This is a genomic window from Rhizorhabdus sp. P4_G6 (genome assembly GCF_056401045.1).
Genome location: NZ_JBFUKC010000012.1, coordinates 13,262 through 33,503, shown reverse-complemented (window position 1 = coordinate 33,503; position 20,242 = coordinate 13,262). Strand labels below are relative to the sequence as shown.

Sequence of the window (20,242 nt, the reverse complement as noted above, 5' to 3'; positions counted from 1 at the left end):
TCAGCCTCATGAGACCCCGGCGCCCGCCCGAATGACGGAATATGTCAGCGATCCAGCCTCAGCCCCTCGCCTTCAGCGCCGCCTGCGCCGCCGCCAGCCGAGCGATTGGCACGCGGTAGGGCGAGGCCGAGACATAATCGAGGCCGGTCGTCTCGCAGAAGGCGATCGAGGCCGGATCGCCGCCATGCTCGCCGCAGATGCCGAGCTTGATCCCGGGTCGCGTCTTGCGGCCACGCTCGGCTGCCATCTCGATCAGCTCGCCGACGCCTTCGATGTCGAGGCTGACGAACGGGTCCTTCGCGTAGATGCCCTTGTCGACATAGGTGGTCAGGAAGCGGCCGGCATCGTCGCGGCTGACGCCCAGCGTAGTCTGGGTCAGGTCGTTGGTGCCGAAGGAGAAGAACTCGCCGACCTCGGCGATCTCGCCCGCCTTGAGCGCAGCGCGCGGCAGTTCGATCATCGTACCGACCAGATATTCGAGGGTGCGGCCCTTCTCGGCGAACACCGCCTTGGCAGCCTTGTCGATCACCACCTTCATCAGCTCGAGCTCGCGGCGGGTGCCGACCAGCGGGACCATCACCTCGGGGATCGGCGCCTTGCCGCTCTTCTCGGCAACATCGCAGGCGGCCTCGAAGATCGCGCGCGCCTGCATCTCGTAGATTTCGGGATAGGTGACGCCGAGCCGGCAGCCGCGATGGCCCAGCATCGGGTTGAACTCGTGCAGCTCGGCCGCGCGGCGGCGGAGCGCCTCGACGCCAATGCCGGTCGCCAACGCGACTTCGGCGAACTCCTCCTCCTCATGGGGCAGGAACTCATGCAACGGCGGATCGAGCAGGCGGATCGTCACCGGCAGGCCGGCCATGATCTCGAAGATCTCGGTGAAGTCGGCACGCTGTTCGGGCAGCAGCTTGTCCAGCGCGACGCGCCGGCCCTTCTCGTCCTCGGCAAGGATCATCTGGCGGACGGCGGTGATGCGCCCCGCATCGAAGAACATGTGCTCGGTACGGCACAGCCCGACCCCCTCGGCACCGAAGATACGCGCCGTCTTGCAATCCAGCGGAGTCTCGGCATTGGCGCGAACCTTCAGGCGGCGGACCTTGTCGGCCCATTCCATCAGGGTGCCGAAATCGCCGGCCAGCTCGGGCTGCACGGTGGGAACCGCGCCAATCATCACTTCTCCGGTCGCGCCGTCGATGGTGATGATGTCGCCCTCACGGACTTCGCGGCCTGCGACGCGGAATATCTTCGCCTTGGCGTCGATGGCGAGGTTGCCGACGCCCGAGACGCAGGGACGGCCCATGCCGCGCGCGACCACCGCCGCGTGGCTGGTCATCCCGCCGCGGGCCGTCAGAATGCCGCGCGCCGCGTGCATGCCGTGAATGTCTTCCGGCGAGGTTTCGGTACGAACCAGGATGACGTGGTCGCCCAGCTCGGCACGCTCTGCCGCGGTTTCCGCGTCGAACACCACCATGCCGGATGCAGCACCCGGCGAGGCGGGGAGGCCCTTGGCGATCACGTCGCGATGCGCCTTGGGATCGAGCGTCGGATGGAGCAGCTGGTCGAGCGCCGCAGGATCGACGCGGGCCACCGCCTCCTCCTGGGTGATCAGCCCCTCATTGGCCATGTCAACGGCGATCTTCAGCGCCGCCTTGGCGGTGCGCTTGCCGGCGCGGGTCTGCAGCATCCACAGCTTGCCCTGCTGTACCGTGAACTCGATGTCCTGCATGTCGCGATAATGCGTCTCGAGCAGGTCGAACACCTTGGCGAGCTGGCCATAGACCTCGGGCAGCGCTTCTTCCATCGAGGCGGGCTTGGCGCCCGCCTGCTCGCGCGCTTCCTTCGTCAGATATTGCGGCGTGCGGATGCCGGCGACGACATCCTCGCCCTGCGCGTTGATCAGGAACTCGCCATAATAAGCGCGGTCGCCCTTGGCCGGATCGCGGGTGAAGGCGACGCCGGTGGCCGAGGTATCGCCCATATTGCCGAACACCATCGCCTGGACGTTGACCGCTGTGCCCCATTCGGCGGGGATATCGTTGAGCCGGCGATAGACCTTGGCCCGCTCCGACTGCCACGAACCGAACACCGCGCCGATCGCGCCCCACAGTTGCTCGTGGACGTCCTGCGGGAACGGTTTGTCCCACAGCTCGACGACGAGTTCCTGGTAGCGCTTGACCAGCGCCTGCCAGTCCTCGGCCCGCATCTCGGTATCGAGATGATAGCCCTTGTCCTCCTTGGCGATCTCGAGCGCTTCCTCGAAGGCGCTGTGATCCAACTCCAGGACGACATCCGAATACATCTGGATGAAGCGACGATAGCTGTCCCATGCGAAGCGGGCATCGCCCGAATTCGCGGCAAGGCCGACGACGGTCTCGTCGTTGAGGCCAAGGTTGAGGACCGTGTCCATCATGCCGGGCATCGAGGCGCGCGCGCCCGAGCGGACCGAGACGAGCAGCGGATCGGCGGCGACGCCGAACTTCTTGTTGGTGATCGCCTCGATATGCGCGATCCCCATCGCCACCTCGGCCTTCAGGCTTTCGGGGAAGATCTGCCCTTCGTCATAATAGGTCTGGCACATCTCGGTCGAGATGGTGAAGCCGGGCGGAACCGGCAGGCCGATCGCGGCCATTTCCGCCAGATTGGCGCCCTTGCCGCCCAGAAGATTCTTGTCGCCTTTGCCCCCATCGGAGACGCCACCCCCGAAACGATACACAAACTGCGTCTTCATAAGCCGTCACTCTTCCCTATCACGACCCGCCCCTTATCGGGGGCGCGGCAATCGAATCAGCCTTCTATTTTCGAGAAGTCAGCGACGTTGTGCACCGCAGCACGGATTTTTTCAAGCAGCGCGAGGCGGGTCGTTCGTTTCACCGGGTCGGCATCGTTGACCGTGACCTTGTCGAAAAAGGCATCGATCGGCCCGCGCAGAGAGGCGAGCGCGGACATGGCGCCGGCGAAATCTTCTGCCGCGATGGCGGAGGTCGCACTGCTTTCGGCGGTGTCGAGCGCCGCTTTGAGCGCGGCTTCGGCAGGTTCGGGATCATAGCCCCACGGCGTCATGCCGGCAGAGGCCGGCATCTCGGGAGAAGGCGCAGCGCCCTCGCGTCCCGAGACCCCGGCCTCCGCCGGGGTGACGGAAGAGGTGGGCGCTTCCTTCTTCAGGATATTGGCGGCGCGCTTGTAGCCGGCGAGCAGGTTCGCCCCATCCTCGGTCTCGACGAACGCCTGCAACGCCTTCACCCGCGCGAGCAGGCGGACGAGATCGTCCTCACCGCCGAGCGCGAACACCGCGTCGATCAGGTCGTGGCGGACCCCGGCCTCGCGCTGCTGGACCTTGAGGCGGTCGATCTCAAAGGCGAAAAGCTCTTCGGCCACTCGGCAGATTTGCCATTCACGTGGTGACAAACCGCCAATGTCCAAATTGTTCTGAGCTATAGCTGTGGCCGCCATGCCCTCCATGTAACTATGTACGGTCGATATGTTGGATGCCATCGACGCGGCTACCTGGAACATCTTGATCTGAGAACCGCGCAGCTCATTGAGCTCAATGAGCTGCAGCAATCCCAATATTGCACGGCGGAGCGCAAATGGGTCTTTGGAGCCGGTCGGCCGCTCATTTATAGCGAAGAAGCAACCTAGACTATCCAGTTTATCCGCCAGACTTACCGCCACGGTCACCGGCGCGGTGGGCACCTCATCCCCCTGCCCGACCGGCTTGTAATGGTCGCGGATAGCATCGGCGACAGCGTCTGGCAGCCCCTCAGCCCGCGCATAATAGCCGCCGATCACGCCCTGCAGCTCGGGGAACTCGCCGACCATGCCGGTAACGAGATCCGCCTTGGCCAACCGCGCGGCCTGTTCGGCCATGTCAGCCAGCGCCTCGCGCGTCATGCCGGCGGAGGCCGGCATCTCGGGAGATGAAGCACCGTCCTCGCCGCCCGAGACCCCGGCCTTCGCCGGGGTGACGATATCGGATTCGATCAGCCACCGCGCCAGCCTCGCCACGCGATCGACCTTGTCGGCCACCGTCCCGAGCTTCTCATGAAATACGATCTGGTCGAGCTTGTTCGCCTGCTCGGCGAGAGGAATCTTGAGATCCTGCTCCCAGAAGAATTTCGCGTCGGACAGCCGCGCCGCCAGCACCTTGCCATTGCCGGCGATAATACCGACGCCGCCGTCCCGGGCGGTGATATTGGCGGTGCAGATGAACGCCGGGGCGAGCTTGCCCGTCGCATCGTTGAGCACGAAATATTTCTGGTTGGTGCGCAGCGTCAGCTGGATCACCTCGCGCGGCACCTCCAGGAAGGTCGGATCGAAATGGCCGAGCAGCGGCACCGGCCATTCGGTGAGCCCGGCATTTTCGGCGACCAGCCCTTCGTCGGGGACCACCGTCAGCCCGGCCTCGGCGGCCAGTTCGGCGGCGCGCGCGCGGATGATGTCGCGGCGCTCGGCCGGATCGACGATGACATGGCAGGCGCGCAGCTTGGCGGCATAATCGTCGGCATTGCCGATCGTGATCGCACCGGGATGGTGAAAGCGATGGCCGACCGTGGCGGCGGCGCTGACGATCCCGTCCACCTCGATCGGCACGACATCGTCGCCGAGCAGCGCGACGATCCCCTGCAGCGGACGCACCCAACGCAGCGCAGCGGTCGACTGGGAGGCGGTGCCCCAACGCATCGACTTCGGCCAGGGAAAGCCCCGGATGATCGCCGGGACTGCTTCGGCCAGCACATCGGCGGTGGCGCGGCCGGGCTTCTCGATGATCGCGAACAATATGCCATCGCGCTCGACGAGCTGCTCGCGGGCGAGGCCGGTCTTGCGCAGGAAGCCTTCGAGCGCCTGCGGCGGCGCCGAGGCCTTCGGCCCCTTGATCTCCTCCGAGACCGCGGCGGTCTCCACCGGCAAGCCCCGCGCAATCAGCGCGAGGCGGCGCGGCGTGACATAGCTGGTCAGCTTCTCCGGCTTGAGTCCGGCCTTGGCAAGTTCCTCACCAAACAGACGCGCGAGATCGGCAGAGGCCTTCTCCTGCATCCGAGCGGGGATTTCCTCGGAGAGAAGTTCGAGCAGGAAATCGCTCATCGGATTCCCTCCCGATCCGTCATCCCAGTGGAAGCTGGGATCTCACTGCCTGTGGCGGTGACGGAGGAAAGGGAGATCCCAGCTTTCGCTGGGATGACGAGGTCTTGGGCCATCGTCACGCCTCCCACCCATTATGCTGCATCCACGCGGCGCAGGCACCCTTCGCCAGCTCGCGGACCCGGCCGATATAGGCCTGGCGTTCGGCGACCGAGATCACGCCCCGCGCCTGCAATGTATTGAAGATATGGCTCGCCTTGATCGCCTGGTCATAGGCGGGCAGCGGCAACGGCCGGCTCTCACCGTCGACTTGGCGATCGAGCAGCGCGCGGCATTCGTCGGCCGCCTGGGTGAACTGCTTGAACAACAGCTCGGTGTTCGCCGCCTCGAAATTATAGGCGCTGAACTGGCGCTCATTTTCGAGGAAGACGTCGCCATAGGTGACGCCCTCATCGTTGAAGGCAAGGTCATAGACCCGGTCGACGCCCTGAATATACATCGCGAGCCGTTCAAGTCCGTAGGTCAGCTCGCCCGCGACCGGCTTGCAGTCGAAGCCGCCGACCTGCTGGAAATAGGTGAACTGGGTCACCTCCATGCCGTCGCACCACACTTCCCAGCCGAGGCCCCACGCGCCCAGCGTCGGGCTCTCCCAGTCATCCTCGACGAAGCGGATATCATGCGCCAGCGGGTCGATACCGATCCGCTCGAGGCTGCCGAGATATAGCTCCTGCAGATTGGCGGGCGATGGCTTCAGGATCACCTGATATTGATAATAATGGCCCAGCCGGTTCGGGTTCTCGCCATAGCGCCCGTCGGTCGGCCGCCRCGAAGGCTGGACATAGGCCGCCTTCCACGGCTGGGGACCGAGCGCACGCAGCGTGGTGGCAGGATGGAAGGTGCCGGCACCCATCTCCATGTCATAGGGCTGGAGGATGACGCAGCCCTGATCGCTCCAATAATCATGGAGGGTCAGGATCAGGCGCTGGAACGAGAGCGGCTTGGTCGCCAAGGCAGGTCCTTCTGGGGCGGTATCGATGTTGCGTGCCCTTTGGGGCAGGGGCGACGGCTGGTCAAGAAAGAGCCCGGTCTCATTACCGGTGAAACACCCACTACCACTATCTTGGCAATTGCTGAGAAAGGGGATTCCGTCGGCGGATTTGGGTGGTTCATAGGTGGCTGGCATTTCAGGAGGGCCGGCCCTGGATGCGGACTGGACTGGGGATCTCGAGCGCTGGCTGACGCCCTTTCTGGGTGCGCTGGTCACAAGACACGTCGCCGGATGTGCCGGACGTACGGCCCCGCCATAATGATACACTGGGCACTCGTTAAACGCGCCGCATTGAAAGAAAATTACCTAACTTGCAAAATCTCGGTAGTCATATAAGCGAATGGAGGCCGTTCAGGATTGCACGCTTAGTATCGCGCCATTAATAGCAGACAATCATGCCATTAATGGCGGCTGCTTACGGAGCCCTAGGATGACCGCAGATCCCTGCCAGTCCGACAGTTTGGCCTACCTTGGGCTGGTGGAAGTCGGTGATCACATTCGCAAGGGCGTGTTGACGTCGGAACAGGTCACGACAGAAGCGCTGGCGCGCTGTCATCGGTTAGACAGCGCGCTCAACAGTTTTGTCGCACTGCTTGTTGACGATGCGCTTCAACAGGCCCGATCAGTAGATCGTGAAATTGCCATGGGCCTGTGGCGGGGCCCGCTCCATGGCGTACCGGTCGCGGTCAAGGATTTGCTCGACATGGCGGGACAGCCGACGGCCGCTGGATCGGTGATATTGCGGAATAATGTTGCCGCCTCGGACTCCACCGTGGTGCGCAAGCTCCGCCAGGCTGGCGCCGTTATCCTCGGCAAACTCCACACTACTGAGGCCGCACTGCTCGAGCATCATCCGTCGCTGGCACAACCGCGCAATCCATGGAGCGCAGAGCACTGGCCCGGAGCGTCCTCGAGCGGGCCTGGCGTGGCGACGGCCGCAGGCCTCTGCTACGGCGCCATTGGCACCGATACCGGCGGTTCGATCAGAACGCCAGCCGCAGCCAACGGGGTGAGCGGACTGAAGCCCACATGGGGCCGGGTCAGTCGACATGGTCTCTTCCCACTAGCTCAGAGCCTCGATCACATCGGTCCGATGGCACGCAGCGTTCAGGACGTCGCAGCGATGCTCCAGGTCATAGCCGGGGCTGACAGGCGTGACCCCACGGCGCTTCTGGCACCGCGCGAGGACTATCTCGGCCAAATCGCAAAGCTGGTTGACGGCGTCGTGATCGGCATCGACCAGTCGTTTGCTACATATGGCTTATCTCCAGAGATCAGCCGGACGGTTCATGAATTCTGCGAGGTTATGGAAGATTTGGGAGCGCAAATCAGATCCGTCAGAATGCCGTGGGACGATGAGATCGCAGAGGCCGGATTGACGATCGTGCTGGCTGAACTTGCCCAAACCCATGCTGGGTTATTTCCAGATCACGCCTCGCAATATGGCCCGCAGGCCAGAGCATCGATAGAACTTGGGCAGGGTATTGCCGCCGCCGCCTATATCCGGGCCAGCCAACGCAGGGCCGCCTTTACAGGGGAGATGGGCAGGCTGTTTCAAGAGGTAGACGTCCTGGTTACTCCTGGCCTTGGTATGCCCGTACCTTCGTTGAGCGAGCTTCGGGCTCTTGTCTCTGACGTCGACGCAGTGCGGCGCACGCTGTACCGGTTCACATCCCCGTTCAATCTGGCTGGCGTGCCGACCCTCAGCTTCCCCGGGGGATTTTCGGAAAGTGGCTTGCCGCTGGGTTTGCAACTCGCGGCTGGCAGATTGAACGAGGACCTGCTTTGTCGCGTTGGCTATGCCTATCAGCAGGTGACAGACCATCACCTCCGCCGCCCACGGTGGGCTGAGACGTTGGGCGAAAGGGTAGGCCTTGCGAAGCATACCGCGTACCGCGACCCGGATTGTACGGGTGTCTGATCTGTCAACCAGTGCGCCTACCTCGGCTGTTGCCCCCCCTTCCACGCGCCGCGCAGGTCGACCACGCCGTGAAGAATCCAGTCATTTGAGCGACCGTATCCTCGCCTGCGCATTGCGTTCGTTCTGCGATTACGGCTTTGCCCCAACCACGATCGAAGGGATAGCTTCAGACTGCGGCACGACGCGCCGCAGCGTGCTTCATCGGTTCCCCGACAAGGACACGCTCCTAGTTGCCGTTGCTGAACGCCAGATCCACAAAGCAGTGGCGGAATTACACGCGACTCTACGGTACATGGATCCTGATTCGATGGACGCGCTTCGAGACGCCTGCCGGTTCTTGCTGAGCACCGCGCTGAAGCCTTCGACATCGGCCTTCTATCGGATGGCAATTAACGAGACCCAGCGGATCGAGGCCTTGGCAGCCATGATGGTGTGGTCGTCTGACGAACACGAGCGCGCCTTCCGCCGTCTCATACTTGCCGCACAGAACGCGGGGACATTCCAGCGCCACAGCGCTGCTACACTCGCGACGGCAGTGATCGGGACGTTCATGTCCAATCCGCTGAACCGGCTACTGATGGGCGACCCGCTCATGCGCGATGAGCTCCATGTCGACACCTACTTCAGTCAGGCTTGGTCGGTCTTTCTGGCTGCGGCCTAGGGTCAGGACCGATTGATGCGAGAGGTGTCATCTGGTTCGGGCTCCGCAAGGAGACTGGAATGAGCGACCTGTTTTGACTGACAGAGGAGCAGATGGAGCGCCTGCGGCCGTTCTTTCCAAAGAGCTACGACGCCAATTGGTTCAGGGACGTTCTCTAGGACAAGTGCATCCAGCCTCGTATCCAGGCGCCGATCACGCGACGGTCCGGTCAGATACGACAAATGCCGCTACCGTCGCCGCAGCTGCATCGTAATCATGTTCGGTGGTCTCAATCGCGAAACAGCAGGTCTTAGCCGTAGCTCGCCAGGGTGGCGGCTTATGTAAAGTCCCCGCTAAATCATTTCAGGTCATTGCCAAGCACTTTGCCTGCCCGTTCGGATAGAATACATATAACGTCCTTGCGTGACTTCGATTTGAGATCCTCCACGATGTCGACAGTCTCGTTGAGATGAACGACCGGACCATTGCCGATAGCATCAAGGCAGGCCAAGGCAACGTCGCGAGGGTCCGCGCCAGGCGCATCCGGATCATCGACAGGATAGCCCTTCCGTCCAAGCTGGGGCGTCTTGGTCACGCCCAGCATCATCACCGAAACGTCGACGCCCCGGGGCGCAAGCTCGAACCATAGCGCTTCCGCAAGATTCCGCTGGAAGGCCTTTGATGCTGAATAAACCGCGACGTACCCGGTTCCCACCTCGCCGGAACCAGAACCGACCAGCATTATCGCTCCGCGCCGCCGATCGGCCATGAGCCTGCCGAAGTGATGGATCAGCCGGATCTGACTGGTAATGTTGAGCTGCACTAGCCGGAGGTGTGCTTCAACATCCTGCGCGATGAAAGCGCCCAACGCGACACCGGATCCAGCGTTGCAGATCAGCATCCCGATCTCAACGTCGGCGACTGCGGCCGCAATCCGATCGGCCGCTTCCGGTGCCGTGACATCAAGCGCCAACTCCCGGACTTCAACGGGTGCTTGATCAATGATACTCCGTTTCAACGCCTCCAACGGCTCAGCCCTGCGGGCGACCAGCAGGAGATTGACGCCGTCCTGCGCCAGCGCCCGGGCCAATTCAGCGCCCACTCCTTCGGAACCCCCAAGGATGACTGCCCAAGGTCCATATTTTTCTTTGTACACGGGGTGCCTTTCGTACTTCGGTGTCTTCCCGACCTCAGCGAGGCGAATAACCGCTTATATCCCAGTTTGAATTAGCGGTTCAGGCCAGCCGACATGTCGGGCGAAATCGGCATGCGCCTTCAGGGTATCGTCCAGCCCTCCGCGTGGGGGCAGGCAACTGAATTAGGCCGACCTCAAGCCCGGACTTTCGAGCATGCYTCATGGTTGGGATGATGTCCGTGTGGCCGGACACCAACAAGATGCGATCGGCGTCGCCCTCATCTCAGGATTTGGGCCTCCGGCAATCTCGGGGCGGTTCACGGCGCCYGGCGGCCAAGCGCGTCCGGGAAATCACGTCGCTTGCAGTTCTGGAATTTGACAGGCCGCATCTATGCCAAGCACATGCGCAGCGCGGCCAAGACCGATCCAACTCGCACAGCAATATGTCAGGTCGACGATCTCAGAGTCGCTAAGGACGGCCTTCAGCTCACTCCAAAACGCTTCGTCGGCGGAGAGTGATCGCGGTTCGGTGCCCATTTTCTGGGCGAAGCGCACGGCGAGGCGCTCACGAGCGTCGAGCATGGACAGATCGCCCGCCAGGACCGCCTGATAGAAATTCTCGTCGGGTTCATCTCCCGCTTTGTTGATGCTGCCTTCGACGCCCAGTAGCTGGACATCGCGCGCCGAGCGCCAACTCATACAAATGGTGCAGCCGTTAATCACCGCCGTGGCAATGCGCGCCGCCTCAAATAGCCGCAGCGGCAGGCGGGAGTGCTGATAAGTGGCATGGGAGAATCCCCCTGCCGCGTTCAACAGTTCGGGCAAATACCGGGAACTGAGATCGCCCAGCGGCTGCCCTGGCTTTTGCTCAAAGGCTACACGCATTGATTTCTCCTCTCTCCAAAGCAGGCCCTGCTTCGCCGTCGAGTGCCGCGTCCCAGCCGGGTTCGGCCAAGCAAAACATCACTACCGCGGTCCAAGCATATAATCCACCTGCTAGACGGAAGTTACAAACGATGCCGAACTGGCTCCGGTCCAGGGCAACGTCTCGAGATAATCGAGCGTCGCGGCGACGGCGGGGATGTGGCTGCGGGCCAGCGGCGCGAAGGCGCTGATCATTTGCGGCTCAACCGACCAATCCTCGAGCAGCCGGACAAGTCGGCCATCCGCCAACTCGTCGGCAACCAACACTTCCAAAGTACGGGCGATGCCGAGCCCGGCAACGGCAGCGCCACTGATTGCGGTGCCGTCGTTGAAGCGCGCAACGGTCGGCGGGCGCAGCGATCGAACAATGCCGTCCCGAACGAAGTCCCAGCGCTGGCCACCGGGACGCTCGACCGTGGCATAGACGATGCAGGCGTGGCTGGCGATGTCGTCGGGCGACTTTGGGACGCCGCGCCGGGCGAGATAGGCCGGGGACGCGACGGTGACGAATGGCGTGCGGCCGAGCATGCGAATGTCGGCATCCTCGGGGCGAACAGAACCGACACGGACCAGGATGTCGAAGCCTTCAGGACGCAGCACGGCCGGGCGGTCGCCAAGGCTGAGGTCGATCAGAATATCCGGCCAAGCGGCATGCAAGGCCGGAATTGCGGGAAGCAGAAAGCGATGACCGATTGCGGGAGGAGCATCGATCCGCACCGTCCCACGCGGCGCACCTCCGTGGCCACGCACTGCGTCCTCCGCGGCGCGCACGCTGGCGAGGATGTGACGCGTGTGGTCGAGGAAGCGGCGTCCCTCCTCTGTCAAGTCCATCCGCCGCGTCGAGCGTGCTAGCAGTCGCTTGCCGAGCCGCGCCTCGAGCTCGGAGAGATGGGTCGAAACCATCGTCTGCGACATACCCAATGCGGCACCCGCGCGCGACATCGTACCGCGCTCCACGATTTCAACGAAGACTTCCAGCGCACGCATTCGGTCCATATATTGCTCCTGACGAAAAGTCTTATCGATTATTGGTATCTTATCGCCATATACAAACAATGTCATGGTTGCTGCCGCCATCGAGATTGCAGGAGCCGGCCATGGCCTACCCCCATTTATTTCAGCCCTTTGCCATTCGAGGGATGACTGTGAAAAACCGGATCGTGATGGCGCCCATGGAAAGCCATCTCGGCAATGCCGACGGGTCGGTCTCCCGGGAGTTGATCGCTTACTATCGCGAACGAGCGCTGGGAGGGACCGGCCTGATCATCGTCGAATATACCTGTGTCGACGGACGCGACGGTTTCAGTTCGATGGCGCCGCAACTGCGGCTCGACACTCCATTCTATCGCACCGGCCACGGCAATCTAGCTGCGGCGATCAAATCGGGCGGCGCGCGTGCGTGCGTCCAGTTGAGCCATGCCGGGCGACAATCCCGCGAGGCGGTGCTCGGGCGGCAGCCGGTATCTTCCTCGGCTGTGCCACTTCAGTCCTTCTATCTCAACGCCGTACCTCGCGCGCTGGAGGAAGCGGAGATCCTTCGGATCATCGCCAGCTATGCATCGGCGGCGGCGTTGGCCGTGCAGGCAGGCTATGACGCGGTGATGCTGCACGGCGCGCATGGCTATCTGCTGCAGCAATTTCTGTCCCCGCTCGTCAACCAGCGTGATGATGGCTGGGGCGGCGATTCCGAACGGCGGATGCGGTTTCCGCTGGAGGTGATCAAGGCGGTCCGCGCGGCGATCGGCGAGAGGCCCCTACTCTATCGGATGTCGGTGTCCGATTTCCTCGAAGGCGGACTGACCTTGGAGGACAGCGAACGGATCGCACCATATCTATGCGAAGCGGGCGTCGATGCAATCGACATCAGCTGCGGTTCGCTCGATCGGGTCGATGTCATTGTCGAGCCAATGTCCGTGGACGAAGGGTGGCGCTTGCCGATGGCCCGGCGGATTCGCGAGGCGACGGGCAAGCCGGTGTTGTGCGCCGGGGTAATCCGCACGCCGGAATTGGCGGAAATGGCGGTCGCGGCCGGGGACACCGACATGATATCGCTCGGCCGCGCCCTGCTGGCCGATCCATTATGGGCTAACAAGGCTCGTGCGGGGCGGCCCGACGACATCCGCCCCTGCACCTCCTGTAACTGGTGCATCATGGAGACCGGAAGCAACCGTGGCGTGAGCTGCGCCGAAAACCCACGCTGCGGCCATGAAACAGATCCGCCCATCGACGCCTTTGGCGCCGGCCGTCGGGCGGCGGTTGTCGGCGGGGGACCGGGCGGGATGGCTGCGGCCTTGTTGCTCGACCAGGCGGGCTTTGCCGTGACCTTGTTCGAGAAGCGCGAAACGCTCGGCGGCAACCTGATCACCTCGGCCACGCCGCCCGGCAAGGAAAAGCTGTTCTGGTATCATCGGTTCCTGTTGCGGCGGATGGCAGCGAGCGGTGTCGATGTCCGGTGCGGAACCACGGCGGATGCTGCGACGATCCTAGCAATAGACCCCGATGCAATCGTGTTGGCATCGGGATCCCGCCCTGCGCCTCTTATGCTGGAGAGTGCGGGAAAGCTGCCGGTTCACCCGGCGTCCGCGGCATTGCTGGGCGACATCGCGTTACCGCCATCGACCGCCGAATGCCCCATCGTCATTTATGGCGGCGGCGAGACCGGGACCGAGACCGCGCAGCACCTTGCAGTCCAGGGTCATCAGATCCTGCTGGCGAGCCGATCCGATTCCCGCTTCCTGGCCCGCAACGCCGAGCCGCTCTATCGCATGCATCTACTCGCGAGCCTGAAAGCGGAGCCGGCGATCCGGATCGCGGACCGGATCACGCTGAGCGGGATTGAGGACGATCATGTCCGGCTCGTGGGCTTCGATGGCGTGGAACGGGCGCAGCCGGCGGCTGCCCTGTTGCTGGCACACGGACTCGTGCCCGATACTCGCCTGTCCGAGGCTTTGGCCGGCGCCGGCGTGCCGGTGATGGCGATCGGGGATGCGATGAAAGTCGCCCGAATTGGCGAAGCGGTGCGGGATGCCTACAGAACGGTGCAGGACCTGCGTCGAATGGTGGTGGAGCGCGAGGCGATCGCTTGCTGAGCGGGGGCCGGCCAATGCGTCGCTAATCCGATAGCGCGATGATCCTCGTCGCGATAGCCGCCGCTGCGGCGCGGTTCTCGACGCCGAGCTTGATGAATATCTGCTCGAGATGCTTGTTCACGGTGCGCGCGCTGATGTTCATGATCTCGCTCGCGTCGCGGTTCGATTTGCCCTGGGCGATCCAGAACAGCACGTCGCTCTCGCGCGACCAGAATCCGGCGGCGCGGCCCAGCATAGCCGGTGATCCGCGCGCCCGGCGGCACTGTCGTCGTCGATGGCGGTGCGTCCGAGAACAACATCCGCACCTTGAAGCTGCTGCCCGCGCCCGGCTGACTTTCGACCAGCAGTTCGGCCCCCATGATCTCGGTCAGCAACCGAGTAATCGTGAGCCCGAGGCCGATGACCGGCGCCGCGCCGGTGTTGCCGACCCGCTCGAACGGCTCGAAGATGCGCTGAAGGTCGGTCTCGGCGATGCCTACACCGCTGTCGGCAACCTCGAACTCGGCTACCGGATCGCGCCAGCGTATGGTCAGCGACGCCGACCCCGACGGTGTATATTTTATCGCATTGGAGATGATGGCCCCAACCGAACGCCGTAGCCTGCAGGCGCTGCACGCGCAGATGAGGGACATTGCGGCGTGCGGCGATCTAGCCTCGCCCCCTAACCGATAAGCCCGTGGACATCGGCCAGTATCTGACCTTGTTCGGCACGCCGATCATGGGGCTCACCGGCTCGCCCGCTGAACTCGCCCGGATCGTGAAGGCCTATCATGTCCATTACAAGAAGGTGCCGATCGAGGGTGGCGATTATCTGATCGACCACACCGCGACGGTGCTCCTGATGGTCGGCAAGGACAGTTGTCGGGCAGGCTTTCGCATAATAATGCAGCGCGGCAACGGCGCGCATCTGTCGCCGTTAAACCGAGATCGAAGCCATCTCCGCTTCCATTCACTTCAGCGTGAGGGGAAGCCCTGCTGCGACGAACACAACGTCGTCACACAACCGCGCGACCGCCTGATTGATTGTACCCGAAGCATCCCGAAACCGCCTGGCAAGTGCGTTGTCGGGCACGATCCCCAGCCCGACCTCGTTCGCAACGAAGATGACAGGCCCGGGGGCTTTCGCGATGGCTCCCTGCAATCGCTCGATCTCATGTGGAATATCGCGATCGGCGAGCATGATGTTGGAGGTCCACAGAGTCAGGCAATCGACCAGCAGCACGCGTCCGGCTCCCGCCTCGCCGAAGATACAATCGGCAAGCTCCAACGGGGCTTCAACAGTGGACCAACGCTCTCCGCGATCGGCGCGGTGCCGCGCGATCCGATCCCCCATCTCGTCATCGAATGACTGGGCGGTTGCCACGAAGAGCAACTCGCCAGGGAGCGCTTCGGCTCGCGCCTGGGCGTAGCGGCTCTTGCCCGATCGCGCGCCACCCAGAACCAGCAGACGGCCCATGCCCTTCGTGTTCATCGTGATGCTCCGTTCGCAAGTTTGATCAGTCGGTCGATATCGAGATACTCCTCGAGCTGCGGACCTTCCCCTGGACGATAAGTTGAGAGGCCCGATCAACCTGCGGCTCCAGCAGGACTGGGTTCAGGTCGCTATGCGCCTCAACCCGGCACGCCATTGCCTGAAGCGCTTGAGCCCGGCCGATCTCGCCCCCGTCGGTCGTGACCACCGCATTGTTCGACATATTCCGAGGCTTTAAGGGGCGGACCTTCGGGCCACGATTGGCCAGTGTCCGGCACAGGCCAGCAACCAGCACCGACTTACCGACGTCGGAGCCCGTCCCCTGGAACATCAGCGCGCCCATGCGATGGCTCCTGCTGTCGCCCAGAGGCTCAGGCAAGCTATGACATAGCGGCGAAGCGCCCGGCGGATGTCCCCCGCACCGGCATCGGTCCGGCCATCGCCGATCCACGGCTTGTCGTGAATCACTCCATCGTAAGCAATCGGACCCGCAAGCCTCAGTCCCAGCCCGCCGGCCATCGCCGCTTCGGGCCAACCGGCGTTTGGCGACGCATGCTTATCGGCATCCCGCATCATAACTCGCCAGCCTTCCAAGCTAGTCAAGCAGAGGAGCGCGCCAGCGAGCCTTGCCGGGATCAGGTTGAGCAGATCGTCGGTGCGTGCCGCCGCCCAGCCAAACGCACGCCAACGTTCCTCGCGATGTCCGATCAGGCTGTCGGCGGTGTTGATCGCCTTATAGGCCCATACACCCGGAAGGCCGAGCAGCAGCAGCCAGAAGAAGGGCGCCGCGACACCATCGCAGAAGCTCTCGGCCAGGCTCTCGATCGCGGCCCGTGCCACGCCGGATTCGTCGAGCGACGCGGTATCCCGGCCAACGATCATGCCGACAGACGCTCTCGCCTGAACCAGATCACCCGACCGAAGCGCTCGCTCGACCGCTGCGACATGATCATAGAGGCTGCGCTGTGCGAGTGCCGGCGCCGCCAGCATCGCCACGACCACCCACCCCCACCATCCGAACAGCGCATAGGCAAGTTGCTCCAGCGCGAGGCCGGGTCCGACCGTGATCAGCGACAGGATCAGCACGGTGCCTACCCCGGCTGCCCGGCGAAAGGCCTCGCCGCGCGCCGGGCTGTTCCACCGGCGCTCGCAGCCATCGATCACGTGCGCGAAGAAGCCGACCGGATGGCCGATCCTGGCATAGAGCGCCGAGGGCCAGCCAACCGACGCGTCGAGCGCCGCCGCAGCCAGGGTGACAGCTTCAGACATCCGATAACGCCCGATCGAGGCGAACGAGATCCTCGGCGCTTCCAGGCAGTCCGACACGTAGCCAGCGGCGGTTTTCGTCGAATGGCCGGGTAAGGATCGAGTGACGCGCCAGCCGGTCGAAGAGCGCTGCCGCGTCGGTAGTCTCGATCAAGCGGAACAGAGGGCATGCGCCGAAAGGCTCGAGGCCATGGTGTGCCAGCACGGCGTCGAGTGAAGCTGCTTGCCCGGGAAGGATCGACCGCATCGATCCGATCCACGCTCGATCGCGATATGCCGCGGTCCCGATCACCAGCGCGGCCGACGATAAGGGCCAACTTCCGAGCTTCGCCCGATAGGCAGCGATTACCGAACGCGGGCCAAGCACGAAGCCGAGCCGGACGCCCGCCAAGCCGAAAAACTTGCCGAACGATCGGAAGATAATCAGCCGCCGGTCGTCACCAATCTCGCTGGCGAAGCTAGCCTCGGGCACGGTATCTGCAAAGGCTTCGTCGATCACCAGCCAATGGACGGCTGCCTCGGTGACAGCCAGTTGCTCACCCAGGACCTGCCGATGCAGGATACGTCCGTCGGGATTATTCGGATTGGCGAGGATGAGACTGCCCGACGACCAGGGCAACGCGATCGGCTCCAGTGCGATACGCGGCATGACCAGATCCGCATGGGTGCGATAGGCTGGCATGACGTAGGCGGTCGGCATGACACCGATATCCCGCAGCAAGCGCAGACCGATCTCACTGCCCGGCACGGCACAGACAAAGGTGGGATCGACACCGAAATAGCTGGCCGCCTCCCTCTCCAGCTCTTGCAGGTCCATTTCATCAGGCAGGCGCTGCCAGTCGACCGCTAGATCCTTGGCACCGGGCCACGGCGTGGGGTTGATGCCCGTTGACAGGTCAAGCCAGTCTTCGCCACCGTAGAGGGCGCGTGCCTCGGCCAGCCGGCCGCCATGGAAAGTCCATTGGCTCACCGGATCGCAGCCCCGACGAGCAGGGCGAGGAGAAGACCGGTCTCGACGAGCTCGATTCCGGCGCCGTGGCCATCGCCAGAGATGCCGCCAATTCGCTGACGCAGCCACCAGACCCACCCGGCGATCAGAATGGGCGCGACGAGGATGGCTGGCGCAAACCACGCGCTCGCAGTCAGCAGGACCAGCCAGATGGCCAAATCGGATGGCCGGACCACGGCCCGAAAGCGGGAGGCCAGTCCGTCATGCAGCGACGGCAGCCATTGCGTCCAGACCAGTGGGCCAATGCGCGCCGCAAAGGGGATCAGGATCAGCCCAACGAGCATCTCGCGCTCGATCAGCGCGTGCAGCAGGACGAGCTTGGCGATCAGTTGCAGCCCTATTGCGACGGCGCCGAAGCTGCCGACATGCGGATCGGCGAGCACCGCCAGCAGCCGTTCGCGGTCCTTGTGTGCGGCACCGCTCGCATCGGCCAGATCGGACAGGCCATCGAGATGGAGCGCGCCGGTGACAGCCACCCATGCGACGAGAGCGACCAGCCCACCGGTCCAGGGATCGACATGCGTTCCTGCCCATGCCGCCGCGGTGACCAGCACCCCGATCACCAAGCCGACGGCGGGAAACCAGCGCATCGATCGCGCAAAGGCTTCTCCGTCCGCCCGGACGCGCGGCGTCGGCAGCCGGGTCAGGAATTGCAGCGCGAGAATGAAACCCTTCATGGCCACAGCCCCACGATCCGGGCTGACGGCTTCTCCCCGGACCAGACCCTGAGCGACAGCATCGCGGCATAGGGCAGATCGAACGCCCAGATCTGGCGTTGGTCGAACCCGCACAGAACCGCCAGCGCCGCTCGCATCGCACCGCCATGGGTCACCACCAAGGTCGAGCGCTCAGCCATGTCGGCTATCGCCATGGCGACACGGCTGGTCAGGCTCGACCAGCGCTCACCCTGCGGCGGCGGGTTGGTATCGGGATCATCCCAGAAGCGGCCGAATGCCCCCGGATCGATCTCGCTGCTCGCGATGCCATCCCACAGGCCGAAGTCGAGTTCGCGCCAGCGAGGATCGGTCGACAAGGGCAGCGCCAGCATTGTTGCGATCGCGGCACCGGCCTGGCTCGCTCGGCGTAGATCCGAAGTGATCACGGCATCGATCTGCAGTTCCCCGATCTGGTCAACGCAGGCGGCGATCCCCTCCTGCGTCGGTGCGCAGTCGGTTCGGCCCATCATCCGCCCGGGAAGCTCGGGCGCACCGTGGCGAAGGAGATGCAGCAGGAAACTCACGCGCCGCCCGATACCCCGGCCTCGGCGAAGGTCGCCATGCCTTCGTGCGCGGCAATAGCCGAACGGATGACCGCCACCGCTACCGCGGCACCACTGCCCTCGCCCAGCCGCATGTCGAGGCTAAGCAACGGCTGTAGGCCCAATCGATCGAGCAGACGGCCATGGCCGGGCTCGGCCGAACAATGCCCGGCAATGCAATGCGCAACGATATCGGGATCGGCAGCCGCCAGCGGCGCTATCGCCGAGCAACTGATGAAGCCATCGAGGACCACAGGGATCCGCAGACGGCGCGCCTCGATCACCGCGCCCGCTATCGCCATGATCTCCCTGCCGCCCAATCGTCGAAGCGTTTCGAACGGCGTGCTGGGAGCTTCGGCATGAAAAGCCAAAGCGCGATCGACCACAGCAGATTTGCGGGCGATCCCCGCGTTATCGATGCCGGTGCCCGGGCCGACCCAGTCGGCCGCCACACCACCGAAGCTGCGCAGACAAAGGGCTGCCGCCGCCGTCGAATTGCCGATGCCCATCTCGCCGACGACAAGCAGATCGAGCGCGGGATCGACGATCGCCGCGCCCGCCGACAGCGCGGCCAGGCATTCGTCATCGTCCATCGCCGGGGCGACGGTGAAGTCGGCGGTCGGACAGTCGAGGTCGAGTGCGACGACCTTCAGCTCGATGCCCGCCACCGCCGCCAGCGCGTTGATCGCCGCACCGCCCGCTTCGAAGTTCGCGACCATCTGAGCGGTCACCGCGGCCGGAAAGGCACTTACGCCATGCACGGTGAAGCCGTGATTGCCCGCGAAGATCGCAGCGCGACCATGATCGAGCCTCGGTCGTTCGCGCCCTTGCCAACCGGCCAGGAAAATGGCGATCTCCTCCAGTCGCCCAAGCGAACCTGCGGGCTTGGTGAGCTGGGCCTGCCGTGCCTGCGCGGCAGCGATCGCGTCGGGGTCGGGCGTCGTCAACGAAGTGAGCGCGGCTTCAAACGCCGCGCGGGTGGAAAAGGCGCTCATTCGGCAACGAACCCGGGAGGCGGGCTGCGGGTGATGAAATGGCCCTTCACGCCTTGCGGCCATTGCTTGAAGGGCACTCTTCCGTGCTCGCTCGCCGCATAGTGCACGGTATAATCGAGGATCGCCTGCGCCGCCTCGGCCGTCGGCTCGAAGCGACCCAGCACATAGCTGACCTTGTCCGGCGCGCGGAGATGCACCGAGCAATGTTCGGAGCAATTGAAGAGGCACGCCATCTCCTGCACCTCGATGTCGGCATAGTGATGATCGCTGCTCTTCACCGCGAGCAGCGCTTCGACCAGCCGTGCGCCACCGCGCACGCCCTCACCGTCCTCGCGCTCCTCCTTCGAGAAACGGCAGGTGTTGCAGGCGACGACGGCCGGCCCGCCCTTGACCCGCTTCAGCATTGT

16 protein-coding genes and 5 pseudogenes are annotated in these 20,242 nt (G+C 63.9%); 5 read left to right on the top strand and 16 right to left on the bottom strand.

Annotated elements, in window-relative coordinates:
• Window positions 1–58: 58 nt before the first annotated feature.
• The 3 genes from ppdK to AC1DPF_RS13170 all read right to left on the bottom strand — a co-directional run bounded on the left by ppdK (window position 59) and on the right by AC1DPF_RS13170 (window position 6,088).
• On the bottom strand, window positions 59–2,728 hold the full coding sequence (gene ppdK, locus AC1DPF_RS13180) for a pyruvate, phosphate dikinase (RefSeq protein ID WP_477961796.1): 2,670 nt from the start codon (window positions 2,726–2,728) through the stop codon (window positions 59–61).
• A gap of 56 nt (window positions 2,729–2,784) precedes the next feature.
• Window positions 2,785–5,082 (bottom strand): glycine--tRNA ligase subunit beta, encoded by a 2,298-nt coding sequence (gene glyS, locus AC1DPF_RS13175; protein WP_477961794.1) that lies wholly within the window; start codon window positions 5,080–5,082, stop codon window positions 2,785–2,787.
• 115 nt (window positions 5,083–5,197) lie between these two features.
• Window positions 5,198–6,088 carry a glycine--tRNA ligase subunit alpha gene (locus tag AC1DPF_RS13170; RefSeq protein WP_477961792.1) on the bottom strand — a complete coding sequence of 297 codons (891 nt, stop codon included), beginning with the start codon at window positions 6,086–6,088 and terminating at the stop codon, window positions 5,198–5,200.
• Between the two features lie 469 nt (window positions 6,089–6,557).
• Here AC1DPF_RS13170 and AC1DPF_RS13165 point away from each other — a divergent pair, with 469 nt between their 5' ends.
• The 3 genes and pseudogenes from AC1DPF_RS13165 to AC1DPF_RS13155 form a co-directional block, all read left to right on the top strand.
• The gene (locus AC1DPF_RS13165; protein WP_477961790.1) at window positions 6,558–8,048 is read left to right on the top strand and encodes an amidase; all 1,491 of its coding nucleotides are present in this window, start codon (window positions 6,558–6,560) and stop codon (window positions 8,046–8,048) included.
• 85 nt (window positions 8,049–8,133) lie between these two features.
• Window positions 8,134–8,709, top strand: a complete 576-nt coding sequence (locus AC1DPF_RS13160; RefSeq protein WP_477870581.1) for a TetR/AcrR family transcriptional regulator — start codon at window positions 8,134–8,136, stop codon at window positions 8,707–8,709.
• 119 nt (window positions 8,710–8,828) lie between these two features.
• A pseudogene (locus AC1DPF_RS13155) lies at window positions 8,829–8,979 on the top strand (IS5/IS1182 family transposase); the annotation flags it as partial.
• A gap of 67 nt (window positions 8,980–9,046) precedes the next feature.
• Here the strand turns inward: AC1DPF_RS13155 and AC1DPF_RS13150 are convergent.
• The 3 genes from AC1DPF_RS13150 to AC1DPF_RS13140 form a co-directional block, all read right to left on the bottom strand.
• Entirely contained in the window at window positions 9,047–9,844 is a 798-nt protein-coding gene (locus tag AC1DPF_RS13150) for an SDR family NAD(P)-dependent oxidoreductase (protein ID WP_477961788.1), read from the bottom strand.
• A gap of 330 nt (window positions 9,845–10,174) precedes the next feature.
• A complete protein-coding gene (locus AC1DPF_RS13145) occupies window positions 10,175–10,708 on the bottom strand; it encodes a carboxymuconolactone decarboxylase family protein (protein ID WP_477961786.1) in 534 nt (177 codons plus the stop codon).
• Between the two features lie 111 nt (window positions 10,709–10,819).
• Window positions 10,820–11,743, bottom strand: coding sequence for a LysR family transcriptional regulator (locus AC1DPF_RS13140; RefSeq protein ID WP_477870575.1), 924 nt, complete (start codon window positions 11,741–11,743; stop codon window positions 10,820–10,822).
• A gap of 59 nt (window positions 11,744–11,802) precedes the next feature.
• On the opposite strand from AC1DPF_RS13140, the gene AC1DPF_RS13135 reads away from it, so the two are divergent.
• A complete protein-coding gene (locus tag AC1DPF_RS13135) occupies window positions 11,803–13,836 on the top strand; it encodes an oxidoreductase (RefSeq protein WP_477870573.1) in 2,034 nt (677 codons plus the stop codon).
• Window positions 13,837–13,858: 22 nt separating this feature from the next.
• On the opposite strand, the pseudogene AC1DPF_RS13130 reads toward AC1DPF_RS13135, so the two are convergent.
• Together AC1DPF_RS13130 and AC1DPF_RS13125 are read right to left on the bottom strand one after the other, a co-directional pair.
• Window positions 13,859–14,041 (bottom strand): annotated as a pseudogene (locus AC1DPF_RS13130) (helix-turn-helix domain-containing protein); the annotation flags it as partial.
• Window positions 14,042–14,192: 151 nt separating this feature from the next.
• Window positions 14,193–14,468 (bottom strand): annotated as a pseudogene (locus AC1DPF_RS13125) (sensor histidine kinase); the annotation flags it as partial.
• 86 nt (window positions 14,469–14,554) lie between these two features.
• On the opposite strand from AC1DPF_RS13125, the pseudogene AC1DPF_RS13120 reads away from it, so the two are divergent.
• Window positions 14,555–14,629: pseudogene (locus AC1DPF_RS13120) on the top strand (SCO family protein); the annotation flags it as partial.
• A 156-nt stretch (window positions 14,630–14,785) separates the two neighbouring features.
• On the opposite strand, the gene cobU reads toward AC1DPF_RS13120, so the two are convergent.
• From cobU to AC1DPF_RS13080, 8 genes and pseudogenes are all read right to left on the bottom strand, one after another.
• On the bottom strand, window positions 14,786–15,292 hold the full coding sequence (gene cobU, locus AC1DPF_RS13115) for a bifunctional adenosylcobinamide kinase/adenosylcobinamide-phosphate guanylyltransferase (RefSeq protein WP_477870858.1): 507 nt from the start codon (window positions 15,290–15,292) through the stop codon (window positions 14,786–14,788).
• A gap of 67 nt (window positions 15,293–15,359) precedes the next feature.
• Window positions 15,360–15,650: pseudogene (locus AC1DPF_RS13110) on the bottom strand (nucleotide-binding protein); the annotation flags it as partial.
• On the bottom strand, window positions 15,638–16,576 hold the full coding sequence (gene cbiB, locus AC1DPF_RS13105) for an adenosylcobinamide-phosphate synthase CbiB (RefSeq protein WP_477870571.1): 939 nt from the start codon (window positions 16,574–16,576) through the stop codon (window positions 15,638–15,640). The pseudogene AC1DPF_RS13110 and the gene cbiB, both read right to left, overlap by 13 nt.
• A complete protein-coding gene (locus AC1DPF_RS13100) occupies window positions 16,569–17,543 on the bottom strand; it encodes a threonine-phosphate decarboxylase (RefSeq protein ID WP_477870569.1) in 975 nt (324 codons plus the stop codon). The genes cbiB and AC1DPF_RS13100 overlap by 8 nt, the downstream gene beginning before the upstream one ends.
• Window positions 17,540–18,259, bottom strand: coding sequence for an adenosylcobinamide-GDP ribazoletransferase (locus AC1DPF_RS13095; protein WP_477870567.1), 720 nt, complete (start codon window positions 18,257–18,259; stop codon window positions 17,540–17,542). Before AC1DPF_RS13095 ends, AC1DPF_RS13100 begins: the two co-directional genes overlap by 4 nt.
• Complete coding sequence (locus AC1DPF_RS13090; protein WP_477870565.1) at window positions 18,256–18,822, bottom strand: histidine phosphatase family protein; 567 nt, start codon at window positions 18,820–18,822, stop codon at window positions 18,256–18,258. Before AC1DPF_RS13090 ends, AC1DPF_RS13095 begins: the two co-directional genes overlap by 4 nt.
• A complete protein-coding gene (gene cobT, locus AC1DPF_RS13085) occupies window positions 18,819–19,835 on the bottom strand; it encodes a nicotinate-nucleotide--dimethylbenzimidazole phosphoribosyltransferase (protein WP_477870563.1) in 1,017 nt (338 codons plus the stop codon). The genes AC1DPF_RS13090 and cobT overlap by 4 nt, the downstream gene beginning before the upstream one ends.
• Window positions 19,832–20,239 (bottom strand): DUF1636 domain-containing protein, encoded by a 408-nt coding sequence (locus AC1DPF_RS13080; RefSeq protein WP_477870561.1) that lies wholly within the window; start codon window positions 20,237–20,239, stop codon window positions 19,832–19,834. The genes cobT and AC1DPF_RS13080 overlap by 4 nt, the downstream gene beginning before the upstream one ends.
• Window positions 20,240–20,242: the final 3 nt, after the last annotated feature.